At 63.5% G+C, this 15,592-nt stretch carries 9 protein-coding genes and 1 pseudogene; 3 read left to right on the top strand and 7 right to left on the bottom strand.

The window, feature by feature from the left end; translation table 11 throughout:
- Positions 1-61 precede the first annotated feature (61 nt).
- The 6 genes and pseudogenes from E9229_RS05360 to E9229_RS05335 form a co-directional block, all read right to left on the bottom strand.
- A pseudogene (locus E9229_RS05360) lies at positions 62-1,274 on the bottom strand (IS110 family RNA-guided transposase).
- A 3,372-nt stretch (positions 1,275-4,646) separates the two neighbouring features.
- Positions 4,647-4,970, bottom strand: coding sequence for a thioredoxin (trxA, locus tag E9229_RS05355; protein ID WP_183510240.1), 324 nt, complete (start codon positions 4,968-4,970; stop codon positions 4,647-4,649).
- Between the two features lie 54 nt (positions 4,971-5,024).
- Positions 5,025-6,005: a thioredoxin-disulfide reductase gene (gene trxB, locus E9229_RS05350; RefSeq protein ID WP_312855606.1), complete on the bottom strand. Its 981-nt coding sequence runs from the start codon at positions 6,003-6,005 to the stop codon at positions 5,025-5,027.
- Positions 6,006-6,113: 108 nt separating this feature from the next.
- Entirely contained in the window at positions 6,114-7,628 is a 1,515-nt protein-coding gene (locus tag E9229_RS05345) for an ABC transporter substrate-binding protein (RefSeq protein WP_183510238.1), read from the bottom strand.
- 139 nt (positions 7,629-7,767) lie between these two features.
- Positions 7,768-9,489: a murein biosynthesis integral membrane protein MurJ gene (murJ, locus tag E9229_RS05340; RefSeq protein ID WP_246380366.1), complete on the bottom strand. Its 1,722-nt coding sequence runs from the start codon at positions 9,487-9,489 to the stop codon at positions 7,768-7,770.
- A complete protein-coding gene (locus tag E9229_RS05335; protein WP_183510237.1) occupies positions 9,473-10,018 on the bottom strand; it encodes an NUDIX hydrolase in 546 nt (181 codons plus the stop codon). The genes murJ and E9229_RS05335 overlap by 17 nt, the downstream gene beginning before the upstream one ends.
- 156 nt (positions 10,019-10,174) lie before the next feature.
- Here E9229_RS05335 and E9229_RS05330 point away from each other — a divergent pair, with 156 nt between their 5' ends.
- The 3 genes from E9229_RS05330 (at position 10,175) to E9229_RS05320 (ending at position 14,798) form a co-directional block, all read left to right on the top strand.
- The gene (locus E9229_RS05330; RefSeq protein WP_183510235.1) at positions 10,175-11,638 is read left to right on the top strand and encodes a CCA tRNA nucleotidyltransferase; all 1,464 of its coding nucleotides are present in this window, start codon (positions 10,175-10,177) and stop codon (positions 11,636-11,638) included.
- Complete coding sequence (locus E9229_RS05325; protein WP_183510234.1) at positions 11,635-12,228, top strand: histidine phosphatase family protein; 594 nt, start codon at positions 11,635-11,637, stop codon at positions 12,226-12,228. The genes E9229_RS05330 and E9229_RS05325 overlap by 4 nt, the downstream gene beginning before the upstream one ends.
- Positions 12,229-13,109: 881 nt before the next feature.
- Positions 13,110-14,798: a formate--tetrahydrofolate ligase gene (locus E9229_RS05320; protein WP_407671325.1), complete on the top strand. Its 1,689-nt coding sequence runs from the start codon at positions 13,110-13,112 to the stop codon at positions 14,796-14,798.
- A 103-nt stretch (positions 14,799-14,901) separates the two neighbouring features.
- On the opposite strand, the gene E9229_RS05315 is transcribed toward E9229_RS05320, so the two are convergent.
- Positions 14,902-15,477: an NADPH-dependent FMN reductase gene (locus E9229_RS05315; protein ID WP_183510233.1), complete on the bottom strand. Its 576-nt coding sequence runs from the start codon at positions 15,475-15,477 to the stop codon at positions 14,902-14,904.
- Between the last annotated feature and the right edge of the window lie 115 nt (positions 15,478-15,592).

Below are 15,592 nucleotides of genomic sequence, written 5' to 3'. Positions count from 1 at the left end.
GGCTTTCCGTCCGGATTGAAGGGTCCAAGCCGGACTATGGGCCTGCTTGCGGTTTGAGATATTAGGCGGCGAGAGCCTCCGGTGCCCCGTAGATGGTTCCGTCGCGCAGCATCGCGCACAGTTCATTGCAGCGCCGGCGGGCCAACGCGATGAGCGCCTGGTTATGCTTCTTGCCTTCGGCCCGCTTGCGGTCGTAGTAGGCCCGGGACGTGGGGTCCTCGCAGTTCAGGGACGCGAACGCTGAAAGGAAAAGGGCGCGTTTGAGGATCTTGTTGCCCTTGCGCGAGGAATGATCTCCAGGGATCGAGGTCGCGGACCGCCATGTCACTGGTATCAGCCCCGCGTAGGAGGCCAGATGGCCGGGGGTGTCGAAGTCCTTGCCGACGATCTCGGTGAGGATCCGCGCCTCGGTGCGGAGCCCGACCCCGGGCCGGGAGGACAACATCACGTGCAGCGGATGGTCCTTGACCAGTTCCTCCACCCGCACTAGAACTGCATCCCGGGCCGCCCGGGTCTGGGCCAGGGTACGGGCTAGCTCGGGCAGGACAATACCGGTGCCCTGTGTGCCGGAAACGACCACGGTCTGGGCGGCCAGGGCAGCGGTGATCTCCTGCGCCCAGCGGCTTCCGGCGCGTGGTGCTTGGATAGCAGGGTCCGCTGCGGGCTTCGCCGGCCCGGCGCAGCGCTGCGGGGGTCGGGTATTTGACGAGGAGTTCGGCCATTGCCAAGTGGTGCAGGTGCTTGCCGATGACTTGTTCCAGGGCGGGGTGGATCTGGGTGAGTAGCCCGCGGATCCGGTTGGAGGTCGCGGTTCCCTGCTTGGCCAGGGCCTCATCGAAAACTCAGCGCATCGACAGTTCGGCGATTTGTTCCTGCGGGACCTCGATGGTGCGCAGTGTGTGGGGCAGGGTGCGTGCCCCGTTGGCGATGATGAACACGTCTTTCGGATCGCTTTGGCCTCCACTGGGTGCCGGTCCGCGATCCGGCGCATGGCCAGTCCGGGCAGGCAGGCGACCTGGATGCCTGCGGCGTGGGCGATGACGACCGGCAGCGCGCCGATGGTCGCGGACTGGTCCACCACGAAGAGGAGTGTCCCGTGCTTGGCCAGGGACCGGATGATGGCCCGGAGCTTGGCCTCGTCTTGGGGCAGGGCCTTGCCCCAGCAGCTTCTTGCCGGGCCGGTCCAGGGCGACGGCGTGGTGGTTGGTCTTGCCGACATCGACACCGATGAACACGTCGATGGTTTCATGACCGTTGATCTCTATGCGCCTCATTCGTTGGATCGCCCCGGTGGGGCGGTATCGGATGAAACGGTGCTGGCTTGCCTCTGTGGCTCCACGGCTTGGCATCCACGTTACGGCCGACCTTGGATGATGGTGTTTGTCCTGGTCCGGCCTCTATGAGCGATATCCCTGGTACCTATCGGGTCCCCGGTGACAGCACTCCCACCGGACCATGGATTAACAGGGGGAGGAGATCATGCCGGGATGACAGGCTAGCAACCCCTATCCTTCCTCGGGAAGTCCGGTAAAGGGCTACTCAAAAGACGGGGGAGGGGACGGTGCATTCACTTCCGTGACCTTTGGCGACTGCAATCGGTCCCTTCTCTTCTGTCGGTGGTCCTCGGGAGGGGTGCCGAGTGGAGCGCACAACTGAGCTCATCGTGGCGGATGATATCTCGCTGGACGCTACGCTCAAGTGTCCACGATGGCATGCAGCTTTCTAGGTCTGAAGGGTGTGGGCGAATTGTCTTTGAAAAATGAAACAGGAAGAATGCTGACATCTCGATAGTGACAGAGAAACCCGAAAATCCGGACAGAAGCCAGCGACAGCTAGTACCGTAAGTATTCGACGCTTCGGGGACCACCCATTATTGCGGTTGGGAGCCACTGATATTGCCGTTGGCAGCTAGTACCTCACCGAGTGGGAGCCACCGGCCTCCAAAGGGTCATTCCATTTCTGAATGGCGCTGAACTTCTCGCGTCATGTGCACCTTCCGACTCAGATCCGGATGCGGTGGTTGACGTCCCGGCCCATGTCCACCTCGGTGTGGACGCCGGTGCCGGTCCACCTGCGGACTCCTCGTGCAGAACACGGAGTGCGGGCTGCAATGTTGTTCCCTGGGTACGCGCCGCCTACGGAGGGGCTTCGCCGCAGGGCCCCTGCCAGACAGCTGCTCCGCTATCGCCGGTGGTGTCCGCTATGCACTCTCCGTGGTTGGCAGTGCCCGGCAGCCTGCAGGGGCGACCAGTCCAGACTGGACCTGCTCACGTCGTGGCGGCGCCAACAACCCCGCCGGCTAAGTGGCTCCCGGTAACGCCGGGGGTGGCTCTCACGGAGAATATGCACGTTTTCCTGCGATGGTCCCCATGCGCAATATTCCTGACTCCCACACGAGCAGATATTCAACCGAGAACTGCAAGGTTCGCTCGGTCCCGGTGAGTACTCGGGAAGGAGCCCCGGTGCATGCACGGTGGTTTGGAGGCAGTCTGATCGATGCGGAAATCCGCACAGGTTTAGACGCAATTTCGAGTCCATGGCGCGTTCAGGTTCGGGAAATTCAGGGTAACGAAGACGGCCGGCTGATACAGATCGCCCATCGGAGTTCGGACTTGACGGTGATCTGGCGCAGGGCCACGATGGTGCTCTGCGCTCGGCTTAGGGTCGGGACGGGCAATGATCCCAGGTCATGTTCACCAGCCCTGATGCCGGTCCGCTACGTGCTGCACAAAGCCAATCACGATGGGTTCTACTCCCGGCATCCTTGGTGCACCGGTGACCGCCCACCGAGAGGCAGCTCCGAACGATGAGGCCTGATCCGTTAGATGGCGCTGGGACGCCCCGACAATGATGGTTTGCCGTTCGCCACCTGGAGCCTGTAGAAACTGACCGATTATCTGGTGGACCAGGGGATGGCCAGGCACCCTTCCCCTGAAGGGCTGTGCTTAGTGCTTCGCAAGGAAGGTGTCTCCTTTTAAGTCCATCAAATTCTAAGTCCATCAAAACCTGGAAGGCCAGCAACGACCCGGAGGATGAACCTCATGTCGCTCTAGGTAATCTTTGAGGGGAAGCAGGTATCCGGGAGCCGTTGGTAATGATCTGCATGGGCGAGTTCGGGCTCCTGGGCGTGCAGGCCGACCCCGAAGACCATTGGGCCTCGGCAGAGACTGCCCCCGGGGGACCAACAGCCCCTTGCCGACGAGGCCTGCGGACCTCCTACCAGGGCCCGTACGGGGTCAGGGACATGCTCGTCGACAATGACCTCTTCCATCGACAGGCTTTACGGACACGTCAAGACCCAACAGCGCGAGATGTCTTGGTCGGCGCCCGTTACCTGCGTTCGCTGCATCCGCTCACCGAATCCATAGCGGTGGTCTTGGACCACGACGACCGCACCGATCCACGGAGGCGGATGCGTGAATCGGTGACTGGGTGGCAGCGATCCATGTCGGACTCGCCTATGTTCCCTTCTAGGGCTCGCACCGGCACCGGATTGAAGCCCGGTTCACCGTGCTGCGCTACTTCGTGTTCAACGCAACGGAGGATCCGAGTCATTGTGAGCAGTCGAGCAGGATCTGTCGTTGTTTCACCTTGGGTAACCATCATCCGACCGATCCGCACCTGCGTTAGGTGGTCCGTCGGGCAACAATCATCAAGTGGACAACGGGGCACCCGTTGCACCGAGCGAATGCGTGGTCGAGACACGATGGTTTCCGGGGATGGAGGTGCAAACCACGGTGGATATGAACAACAAACCTGCCCGGTGTATCTTGGCTGAGAACTAGGACGGGCATTGGAAACGTCGGACGATCGGGCTAGTTCTACCTGATGAAAGAGGCCAGTCAGGATGCCAGGTAGAGCTTCGGACCGACGCACTAGGGGGCTTTCGCAAGCGCTGGTTGAGGGCGCCCAGCACCTGATTTGCTCGAAGCAGACGCTGCTTGTCGGGAAGTAGCATCGGGGGAGCAGGCAGTGTGTGTCGGTGGAAAACGAAGAGACAGACAGTTTGCTGCCGCGGTGAGGAAGGGTGCGAGCGGATTCTAGAAGAGGGGTTCGGAAAAAAGAGAAGATGACGGCGGGGAAGGGGGGAGTGGCCAGCGAAGAAGGGAGATGACACTGGGTGTCAGAAGCTGCGGGGAGCTGGGCGGGTCTGCTCTGGACAGCCCTGGGTGTTTCACGTGAAACAAGGCTCTAGAGCGTTCATGATGGATGAGGGAGCAGAGCTGAAAATTCCGGACCTCGGCGAGACTTTTGATATCCGAGCTATGAGGGTAGCTGCTCTCAACTGAGAAACTCGCCGCTGAGGAGCGGTGCAAGGAGAACCCGGGCAGCGATTGGAATGGCAAAAGCGTGATCGGAAATCCGGCGAAAATTTGGATTTAGGACCGGGGCCCAGCTAGCACGGAGCACTTCGGGAAAGCGGCAGGGCGCGCAAGCGGATGTACGCAGGAGGGACCATAAATGCCGACGCAGGACCTGTATTTATTCTAAAAAGTATAAAAACAAACGATAATAGTTTAATAGGTGATCGTATTGAGTGAGCGCAGTCCTGCGGGCATGAAGCGCTTCCGCGAGCCCAGGTAGGCAGAAAAAATGGGTCTTCCCGTCCGGCATCGGACGGGAAGACCCATTTTCAGCTCCTCGGGTTAGAGGTATGCGGCGAATTCCTTTTCCAAGGCAGGCTTGGGCTTGGCACCGATCGAGGTAGCTACGTGCTCGCCGTCCTTGAAGACGTAGACGGCAGGGATGCTTGTGATGCCATACTTGGCAGAGATGCCCGGGTTGTCGTCGACGTTGACCTTGACGACGTCAACCTTGTCCGCGTGCTCCGCGGCAATCTGATCGAGGATCGGGGACAACATGCGGCACGGGCCGCACCACTCGGCCCAGAAATCGACGATGACCGGCTTGGTGGCCTCGAGGACTTCGCTCTGGAAGGTTGCGTCGGTTACGTCTTTGGCCTGGCTCATGTCCGGCCCCTTTCTGGTGGGGGTGATCCCCGGAGGACCCGGGGAAACGAATTACTAGATGCTGGCGTGTTCCGCTGCCGGCTCGGTCAGCGCAGGCAGACCTGCAAGGAAGTGCTCGACGTCAAGGGCTGCGGCACAACCGGAACCGGCGGCGGTAATCGCCTGGCGGTAGGTGGGGTCGATGACATCGCCTGCGGCGAAGACGCCCGGAAGGCTCGTCTTGGAGCTTCGAGCATCAACGGCAATGGTACCTTCGACCGTCAGCGTTAGCTGGTCCTTGACCAGCTCGGTACGCGGATCGTTGCCGATGGCGACGAATACTCCGGTGACGGCGAGTTCCTGTTCGGTTCCGTCGACTAGGTTGCGCAGGCCCAGGCCGGTGACCTTAGACTCGCCGCGGACGGCAACGACCTCGGAGTTCCAGACGAACTCGATCTTCTCGTTGGCCAGAGCGCGGTCAGCCATGATCTTCGAGGCGCGCAGGGTGTCGCGGCGGTGCACCACGGTGACCTTGCTGGCGAACTTGGTCAGGAAGAGTGCCTCTTCCATGGCCGAATCGCCACCGCCGACGACGGCGATTTCCTGGTCACGGAAGAAGAATCCGTCGCAGGTTGCACACCAGCTCACGCCGTGGCCGGACAACCGTTTCTCGTCGGGCAGTCCCAACTCGCGGTATGCGGATCCGGTGGAAAGGATGATGGAACGTGCCTTGTGGACCTCTCCGCCGCCCAGCGTCACCGTCTTGATCTCGGTGGACAGGTCCACCGAAGTGACATCCTCGTAGAGGATCTCGGCGCCGAAGCGCTCAGCTTGGGCGCGCATGTTTTCCATGAGGTCTGGGCCCATGATTCCTTCGGGGAACCCGGGGAAGTTTTCCACATCGGTGGTGTTCATCAGTTCGCCGCCAGCTGTCACCGAACCGGCGATGACCAGCGGCGCCAAGTTTGCCCGAGCCGTGTAGATGGCCGAGGTGTAGCCGGCAGGACCGGAACCGATGATGATGACGTCACGCACGTCGTTTGATTCAATGGCCACGCGGAGCGAACCTTTCGTTGGCGTCGCGGCGCCTAAACGCCACCACGATGGGATTGTTGTTCTGTCGGGCATAACGATCCATAGTGACGCGCTATTCCCGAAGGTGGTCTAGGAGACCTTGATCTCGCCGATCTGCAGGCCGTAGGGGCGCGAGTTGTTGCCCCCCGATGCCAGCTTCGGCAGCTCGGTGACGTTTACGAAGACGTACTGGACCCCGGTGCCGCCGTTGTCCCCGGAGGGGACCGGAACCGTGACGGTGGGGCCGGTGAAGGAACCGGAGCTCACCTCGCTGGAATCGGCCAGGCTGTCCGTCTTGCCGACACGGATCTCGAAGGCGCCGCCCGAACCGTTGAGCCCGACCAGCTCGATCTTGCTGACATCGGACGGCTTCTTGAGTTCCGCGACCAGAACCATGTTCGAGGCAAGTCCGCCGAACTTCGGGGTGGAGAAGGAGTATGACCTGTAGATGCTGGCCGGGTTTCCGTCGATCAGCCGGGACAGGGTTCCGTCGGTGTCGGCGTTCAGCCCCTGATTGCCGGGAACCAGACGGGTGACACCGTTGATCACGGGTTTGGCGGTAGTCACAGGAGCGGTCGAGCCGCCGGGCGAGGACCCTTCGGTGGTGCCGACGGGACTGCTGTTGGCCACCGGGCCCGGGGCCTTGGGGCCAAGCGCGTTGAAGGCAAACACGACGGCGACCACCAGAACGATGCACAGCACGGCTCCGACGAGCAGGCGCATGGTCTTGTTGCGGCCCTCGCCGGCTTCCTCTTCCTCATAGTCCACGTAGGGCTCTTCGGCCTCAGCGTAATCGCGTGCGGCGGCGGGGAAGGTTGTGGCGTTGCGTTGGCCGTCGGGACCGATTCCAGCCCCGCGGGACCGTGCTGCGGAGGCAAGGGCGGCAGTCGAGGTCACGACGGGTTCGCCGACCGGGGTCGGCGGGGTAGCAGGGATCCGCTGGACCTTGGGCAGGGCAGCGGGCGCGGGTGGGAACACCGCGTTGTTTTCACCGGTTTCCTCGGTTTCCTGCCGGAGGAGTTCCGAGGGCGCGGTGTGGGAATCATATGAATCATCTGCCACCGGCGTGCCGGCGGAGCTTCGGCCTCGGGCGAAACGTCCCTTCAAACCGGTGATCTGGTCGTTCAGATTGAACTCCGGGAGACGGCCCAGCATGGCCGGGCGGCCCTCTTCCTGAGCGTCCAGATCCTCGTAGTATTCCTCGTCGTCGGCGTATGTCTGCGGCTCGGTGGAGCGGGAAACGCCGAAGATCTCGGAACCCAGGGTGTCGGTGAAGAAAGGCTCGACATAGGGGGCATCGGTCTGGATGACCAAGTCGAGCAGGTCTGCGGCATCGGCCAGGTTGGTGACCAAGTAGGAGCGGCCCCCGGAGATTCCGAGGTCCAGGACCTGCATGGCAGCGAAGCGAGCGCCGTTGGCTATCTCACGGGCGCTGGCGGTCAGCTGGCTGGAGTTCTCGGCCGAACCAAGCAGGATGCTGACCGGGCGGTTGAGGACCTGATCGATCCCGTCCAGGACGAGGTCCCCGTCGGCGGAGGTCAGTATCAGTTCAGTGACTTGGTACCGTCCGCCTAGTACGGATCCTGCGTCGATGGGTTGCGACACGATTGACTCCCGTGATTGCTCGGCGATGCGCGGCGTCCTCTTGGACGCCCAGTCCCATGCTACCGGTGCGGGCTGTATTCCTCGGGAAATCGCGACGCTTCACACAGGGTGGGTTATCCGAGGTCCCGGTGCGGGCGGGTCAGTGGCGGCGCAGCGAGGGGATCCTTCGGGCCAGCGGCCCCAGGAATTCCTCGAGCTCCGGAGACCTGGCGGTGCGCAACAGCACCAGGAACACCACCAGCATGCAGCTGCCGGAGATGGCGATGCTCAGGACCGCGTGCCCGATGGAATCCCACGCGAAGCCGTAGTTGTAGCCGCCCATCAGAGCCAGGACCACGGCGCCGACGACGCCGGAGAGCGCCGACATCCAACCGATCCTGATATACGCGTCGGCAACTTCACCGGTGCCGTAGTCGCCGTAGCGGCGCACGACGAGCACGTGGGCGATTACGGCGGAGAGGATGTTCATGAGTCCGAACAGCAGCGCGATCACGATGGCGATCTTCGTCATCGGCACGACCAGCGCCAACAGGTAGGCGGTCGCCACGCCGAGGACCGCCACCACCGACTGGATGATCATCGGGGTGCGCGTGTCCTCCTCGGCGTAGAAGACGCGCATCAGGAAGAACGAGATGCTCTTGAACGGCAGGCCGAGCGCCGTGAGCACCAGCAGCTGGCCGATCGCCGCACCCGTCTGGTTTGCCGTGCTGGCCGAGCTGGCGAAGATTCGGCCCAGCGGCCCAGCGAGCACGATGAAGGCGATGGAAGCGAAGACCACGGGCACTGCCGTGCTGCGCAGGCCGCGGGAGAGCAACGGGGCGATCTCCTGGTGGCGGTTATCGTGGAAGGCCTTGGTGAACTCGTTGAAGAGCACCGTTGCCAGCGACAGCGCGAAGATCGAGTGCGGGAGCACGGTGATCAGCTGGGTGATGTTCAGCTGGACCTCGCCCTGGACCGATGCACCAGCGACGAGGCTCATCTCGGCACGGACGGCCGTCGCCCCGGAGACCAGGCGGGAGAACATCAGCGAGGAGATATTGCCGATCGCCATGGCCGACAGCGTCCAGGCGGCCAACTTGCCCACGTGGCGCAGACCCATGCCGCGCCAGCCAAACTTCGGCCGGATACCCAGCCCGGTGCGTGCCAGCGGCCAGAACAGGACGAGTGCTTGGATGGCGATGCCCAGCGTCGAACCTCCGGCCAGCAGCACCGTCTGTTGGGATGTCCAGTCCTCCACCTGCCGGTTGGCACCGTCGTAGGCTCCGAAGAGCCCGATGAAGGTGCCGATGACGGCCAGCTGGACCACGTTGTTCGCGACGGGCGCCCACATGTAGGCGCCAAAGCGTCCGTGGGCGTTGAGCACCTGCCCGACCACCGCGTAGACGCCGTAGAAGAAGACCTGCGGCATGCACCAGTAGGTGAACGTGGTGCCCAGGGCCAGTTCCGCATCCGACCAGTTCAGGGTCAGGATCTTGATGATCGGCCCGGCCAGCAGCGTCAGCAAAATGGTGGCGGCACCCATCACCACCACGGTGAGGGTGATTAGCCGGCTGGTGTAGTCGGAGCCGCGGTCTGCCCGCTTGCTGACCTTGATCAGCTGCGGGACCAGCACGACGTTGAAGATGCCGCCGGCCAGCAACATGAAGATGATCGTCGGGATGACGTTCGCCTTCTCGAAGATGTCGGCCAGCGTCAGGGCGCCGATGGCATAGGTCAGCAGGGCCGTACGGAGGAAGCCCAACCCGCGCGAGACCATGGTCCCGGAGGCCATGAGGGCGTAGGCCTTGGAGTTGCCGCCCTTCTTTCCGGTGGCGGGTGCGGCGCCGGACGGGCCGTTGCGGGTGCTAGAAGCCTGGGACATGGTGCGGGAGAACTTCGCGGGCCAATTCGGCAATCCGGCGTTCGTTCGGGAAGGACAATCGCTTACCTAGTTCTGCAATGGGGACCCAGGCCACGTCCACTGCTTCGTGGTCGGGATCGTTTTCAATGGTCAGGTTCCCGCCGGTGGCCCGCAGGAGGTAGTGGTGGACAGTCTTGTGCACCCGGTAGCTGGAGACGGTGAACCAGTAGTCGACGCTGCCCAGCGGGGCGAGGACGTGCCCGGCAATGCCGGTCTCCTCCTCGATCTCACGGACCGCGGCTTCCTCATTGGATTCAAGGCCCTCGGGATGGCCCTTGGGCAGGCACCATTCAAGCCGGCCACCGCGGTTATAGCGGGCGATGATGGCCACCGGAAGCGCCGGATCGGTGATGTCGATGACCACTCCGCCTGCCGAAACCTCCTCCACCGTGGGAAGGGTGTGATGCCCCGGACTCACCTGCGCCTGCGCATGGGCCATTGACGCAGTCAACGGCGTGCGCTTCGGGGCGCTGGGAACTGGATGAGCCATGGAGTCCACTTTATCTACCTTTTAGCGCCCGTAGTTGCCTTGGGCGCGCAGCTCGCGCGCCCCGGGTCGTGTTTCCCGGGCAATTTGTCGCCGGGGTGCTCGGGAAACACGACCCGGCATGGCTTCCGGGAAAATATCTGGCACGCTTAAAGAACTATGCTGCAGCTTCCGCACTCCTCCTCACTTCAGGCCCTTCTGCCATCCGTGGTCATGGACCTTGGCCGCCTGTTCCTCGATGCCGGTCACGAGCTGTCCCTCGTGGGCGGTCCCGTCCGCGACCTCTTCCTCGGGAGGGTGTCTCCGGACCTCGATTTCACCACCGACGCCACGCCGGACCAGACGCTGGCCGTGGTGGCCGGCTGGGCCGACGCCACCTGGGAGGTGGGGCGCGCCTTCGGCACCATCGCCTTGCGCAAGGGCAAGGACACCATCGAGGTGACTACCTACCGCGCCGAATCCTATGACCCCGATTCGCGCAAGCCCCTGGTGGCCTTCGGAACCTCGCTCACCGACGACCTCTACCGGCGTGACTTCACCATGAACGCGATGGCCCTGCGCTTGCCGTCACTCGAGCTCGTCGACCCCTACAACGGGGCCATCGACCTCGAGGCGCGCATCGTGCGCACCCCGGGCCCGCCCTCGCTCTCCTTCTCCGATGACCCGTTGCGCATGATGCGTGCCGCACGCTTCGCCTCGCAGCTGGGCATCACGGTCGCCGACGAAGTACGGACGGCCATGACCGACATGGCCGAACGCATCTCGATCATCTCCGCCGAGCGGGTCCGTGACGAACTCGTCAAATTGATCAACGGCGCCGACCCTCGAACCGGCATCGACCTGCTGGTGGACACCGGCCTCGCCGAGCTGGTGCTGCCCGAGGTAGCGGCGCTGAAGCTGGAGGTCGACGAGCACCACCGGCACAAGGACGTCTACCAGCACTCGTTGCAGGTACTTGAACAGGCAGCGGGGCATGAAACGGGCCCCGACGGTGCGGTCCCCGGACCTGACTTCGTGCTGCGTTTTGCCGCGTTGATGCACGACGTGGGCAAGCCCGCGACCCGACGCTTCGAACCCACCGGCGCGGTCAGCTTCCGCCACCACGACGTGGTCGGCTCGAAACTGGTCAAAGCCCGGATGCGCGCACTGCGCTTCGACAACGACAGCATTAAGGCCGTTGCCCGGCTGGTAGAACTGCACATGCGGTTCTACGGCTACGGCGAGGCCGGTTGGAGCGATTCGGCGGTGCGCCGTTACGTCACCGATGCCGGGGAACTGCTGCCGCGGCTGCACCGGTTGACCCGTTCGGACGTGACCACCAGGAACCGCAAGAAGGCCGAACGGCTGGCCTTCGCCTACGACGACTTGGAGCAGCGGATCGAGGAGCTGATGGCCAAGGAGGAACTGGAGTCGGTGCGCCCGGACCTCGACGGCGCTGTGATCATGGAGCTGCTGGGCATCAAGCCCGGACCGGTGGTCGGCCGCGCCTACCGGTACCTGCTGGAACTGCGCATGGACAACGGACCGATGGATCGGGATACCGCCGAGCGCGAGCTCTTTGCCTGGTGGTCCGAGCAGCCCGAATCCGCGCCGGAGCCCGTCAGGGGAGTGGAAGCGCCATGACCCAGGAACATCCGCGGCTTTGGGTGGTGCGCCACGGCGAAACCGAATGGTCTCGCAGCGGCCGCTACACGGGGCTGACGGACCTTGAGCTGACGCAGGAGGGGCGTCTGCAAGCCGACCGGGCGGGGGACGTCCTGCGGGCGGCCCAGCTCGCCGGGATCGGATTCGGGCTGGTGCTCACCAGCCCGCTGCTGCGGGCCGTGGAGACTGCCGCACTGGCGGGTTTCGATGCCGCCGAAAGAACGCCGCTGGCACGGGAATGGGACTACGGCGACTACGAGGGCGTCGAATCGGCGCAGATCCGCCGGGATCGTCCGGGATACCTGATCTGGGACCAGGGCGTGCCCAACGGGGAGACCCTGGCGCAGGTGTCTGCGCGGGCCGATGCGCTCGTCGACCGCGTGTGCACGCAACTGGATGCGGGCGGGAATGCCATCGTGTTCTCCCACGGACATTTCAGCCGCATCCTCGCCGCACGCTGGTTGGGGATGGAACCCGGCATGGGGCGGCACTTCCTGTTGGGAACCGCGGAGGTCTGCCGCCTCGGATGGGATCGGGATACCCCCGCCGTCGAAGCCTGGGGACTTTAGTTCGGCGTGTTGCGTTGGACACGCCGAACTCGTGGAAAAAAACGGAATCTTTTAAGGAAGCCCGTTGTCGTGGGGGCCCTGCGCGTATAGCCTGATACTTGTGATTGAGAAGTCTCAATGAGACTTCGGAATCCGCGGATTCTATTGGCGCCGACCCACTCGGCACGTTCTTCCGAAAAGGAGGTGGAAATGATGATGAATTCAATTGCCCTGATGGGACTGCGTGCAGTCTCCGGCAGCACCGGTTACCGAACCCGTGCCATCACCTCCGCCTCCGGAACGGCTTCCTGCTAGGGATTTTTCTCGCCCCAGGACGCATACCCGTTCCCGAGGCCTCCGTTTCACGTCGAGGCCAATCCAGAGGAACACCCGCCATGCCGAACCCGATCAAAAAGATCGCGACCAGCCGATTTCCCACGGCTGAATTCATCTTCACCGGACCCGAGGTCCTGCGCGCGCGCCCAGCCGCCAGGGTACCCCGGAATCCCACCCGCACCCATGACCTGAAGGGAGGGAGGTGAATCGCATGAAGTCCGAAAGCCGCAAACCGCGCCTGCCCAAGTGGCTGGCCACCGAATACAACCCCTCGCACCGCATCGCCGATGAGAGGAAACTGCCCATCGAAATGGTTGTCCGCCTGCGCTAATGACAGATATCAGCATCCGTCAGGCCCTGGCCATCACAACCACCGGTGAGGTAGAGATGAAAACCGCAGGATTCCGCACCGCAAAGCCCGCCGGCTTCCCCGGCGGGCTTTGCCGCTTAAAAGGAGACTCTCCGCTGCCTCCCCGGGCCGCCTGCTGGTAACTTGAAGTCACAGAGGTTCCAGCGGGATCCAAAGCTCGTGAGCGGCCCAGGGCCGGAAGAAAGTAGGCAAATCGATGACGGCGTTGTCTGAAATGGACATGAGTGACCTGGGGATTGCCTCGCGGGCAAACCTGGAACCGATCCAGGATATTGCGCAGCGGGCTGGAATCCCAGAGGAGGCGCTGGAGCTGTACGGCCGTTACAAGGCGAAGATCGACACGGGTCTGCTGCACGAGCGCACCGGAACCGCCCGGGGAAGGGTCGTGCTGGTCAGTGCGATGTCACCGACGCCCGCCGGTGAGGGTAAATCGACTGTCACCGTCGGACTGGGCGACGCCCTGTCCGCTACCGGAACCCGGACCATGATTGCGCTGCGCGAACCCTCGCTGGGGCCGATCTTCGGGATGAAGGGCGGGGCCACCGGCGGCGGGTACTCGCAGGTGCTGCCGATGGAAGACATCAACATGCACTTCACCGGCGACTTCCATGCCATTACCAGCGCCAACAACCTGCTCATGGCCCTGGTCGACAACCACCTGCACCGCGGAAACGAATTGGGCATCGACCCGCGCCGGATCACCTTCAGGCGCGTGCTCGACGTGAACGACCGCGCGCTGCGCCAGATCGTCATCGGGCTCGGCGGCCCCACCGAGGGCATGCCGCGCGAGGCCGGGTTCGACATCACCGTCGCCTCCGAGGTGATGGCCGTCTTCTGCCTCGCCACGGGCATCGATGACCTGCGTGAGCGCCTTGCGGCCATTACCGTCGGCTATACCTTCGACCGGAAGCCGGTCACCGTTGCCGACCTGAACGCGCAGGGCGCGATGACCATGCTGCTCAAGGATGCGCTGAAGCCCAACCTCGTCCAGACCATGGCCGGGACGCCCGCGCTGATCCATGGCGGACCCTTCGCCAACATCGCCCACGGCTGCAACTCCGTCATCGCGACGAACACCGCCCGGGCACTGGCCGATGTCGTGGTCACGGAGGCCGGCTTCGGAGCCGACCTCGGTGCCGAGAAGTTCATGGACATCAAGGCCCGCTTCGCCGGGTTCGAACCGTCGGCAGCCGTCGTGGTGGCCACCGTGCGGGCCCTGAAGATGCATGGCGGGGTGGCCAAGGACGCGCTCGGCGCCGAGAACGTAGACGCGGTGCGGGCCGGATTGTGCAACCTGGAGCGGCACGTGACAAACATCGGGAAGTTCGGGGTCACCCCCGTGGTGGCGGTCAACCGGTTCCACACCGATACCGAGGCCGAGCTCGATGTGGTGATTCAGTGGTGCCGAGAGCGGGGAGTCGAGGCGGCGGTGGCCGAGGTTTGGGGCCGTGGCGCCGCCGGCGGTGCCGAACTGGCGCAGAAGGTCCTTGCGGCGATCCAGAAGCCGCAGGAATTCAGCCCGCTGTACGAGCTGGAGCTGTCCGTGGAGGAAAAGATCTCGACGATCGTCCGCGAGATCTACGGTGGCGCCGGGGTCGAGTATTCGGCCGAGGCGCGCCGGGCGTTGGAGCGGATCCATGCCAATGGCTGGGATGCGATGCCAGTCTGCATGGCCAAGACCCAGTATTCGTTCTCCGACGATGCGAGCCTGCTCGGCGCCCCGGAGGGCTTCACGCTGCACGTGCGCGACCTGATCCCGAAGACCGGCGCCGGATTCATCGTGGCGCTGACCGGATCGGTGATGACCATGCCGGGCCTGCCCAAGGTTCCGGCCGCAATGCGCATGGACGTCGATGCGCAGGGGCGTGCCGTCGGGCTGTTCTAGGACGGCCCGATTAAGCGGCAATCGCCATGCGCATCAGTGGTTGAACGGAGCCACTGTTGTGCACGGCGATTGCCGCGGGAACGGATCCCGCGATGTTCACCTGCTAGGCGGAAACCAGGGCGGCTTCGCGGACCGATTTCATGGCGACGGTCCAGGGAACCAGCTGGTCGAACATCGGAGCCATCGAAGCCACGCCGAATTCGGTGGGCTTGAAGGCGGAAAAATTCTCGAAGTCGGTGAACAGGGAGAACATGCCGGTCTTTTGCACGTGGGCCACCTGCAGTTCGGAGAGGATCCCGCGCAGGTGCTCGACGGCGCGTGCGCCGAAGGCCGAACCGTAGCCGACGATGCCCGCTGCCTTGTTGGCCAATTCGACGTTCACGTAGGACAGGGCGTTGGCCAGGGCTGGGGCCACTGAGTGGTTGTATTCCGGGGTGATGAAGATGAAGCCGTCGAACTCGGCCAGCTTGGCGCCAAAGGCCTTGGTGTGGTCGTTCTGGTAGTTCTGGTAGCCGGCCGGGTAGGCCTCGTCGAGCACCGGCAGGTTGAAGTCCGCGATGTCGACCAGTTCGTAGTCGGCGTCGCCGCGCAGGTTGGCCTGGTCCAGGACCCACTGGGCAACGCCCAGATTGTTGCGGCCCGGACGGGTGGAACCGGTGACGATGGCAATCTTGGTCATGTGCTGAATCCTATTCACTGGGTGGCACCGGCCGTTTCGGGCGGCGAACTAAATACTTGTTGCTTCAAGCATGGACGGTAATGATTGACGTGTCAACAACATTGAGGGAAGCGTG

It is taken from the genome of Paeniglutamicibacter cryotolerans (assembly GCF_014190875.1).
Classification (GTDB): Bacteria; Actinomycetota; Actinomycetes; order Actinomycetales; family Micrococcaceae; genus Paeniglutamicibacter; species Paeniglutamicibacter cryotolerans.
The sequence above is the reverse complement of the archived record's forward strand: the minus strand, read 5'-3'. Positions and strand labels throughout refer to the sequence as shown.

Coding starts and splice junctions, on each gene's coding strand:
- trxA (WP_183510240.1), bottom strand. CDS start 4,970: ATGAGCCAGGCCAAAGACGTAACCGACGCAACCTTCCAGAGCGAAGTC.
- murJ (WP_246380366.1), bottom strand. CDS start 9,489: ATGTCCCAGGCTTCTAGCACCCGCAACGGCCCGTCCGGCGCCGCACCC.
- E9229_RS05335 (WP_183510237.1), bottom strand. CDS start 10,018: ATGGCTCATCCAGTTCCCAGCGCCCCGAAGCGCACGCCGTTGACTGCG.
- E9229_RS05330 (WP_183510235.1), top strand. CDS start 10,175: ATGCTGCAGCTTCCGCACTCCTCCTCACTTCAGGCCCTTCTGCCATCC.
- E9229_RS05325 (WP_183510234.1), top strand. CDS start 11,635: ATGACCCAGGAACATCCGCGGCTTTGGGTGGTGCGCCACGGCGAAACC.
- E9229_RS05320 (WP_407671325.1), top strand. CDS start 13,110: ATGACGGCGTTGTCTGAAATGGACATGAGTGACCTGGGGATTGCCTCG.
- E9229_RS05315 (WP_183510233.1), bottom strand. CDS start 15,477: ATGACCAAGATTGCCATCGTCACCGGTTCCACCCGTCCGGGCCGCAAC.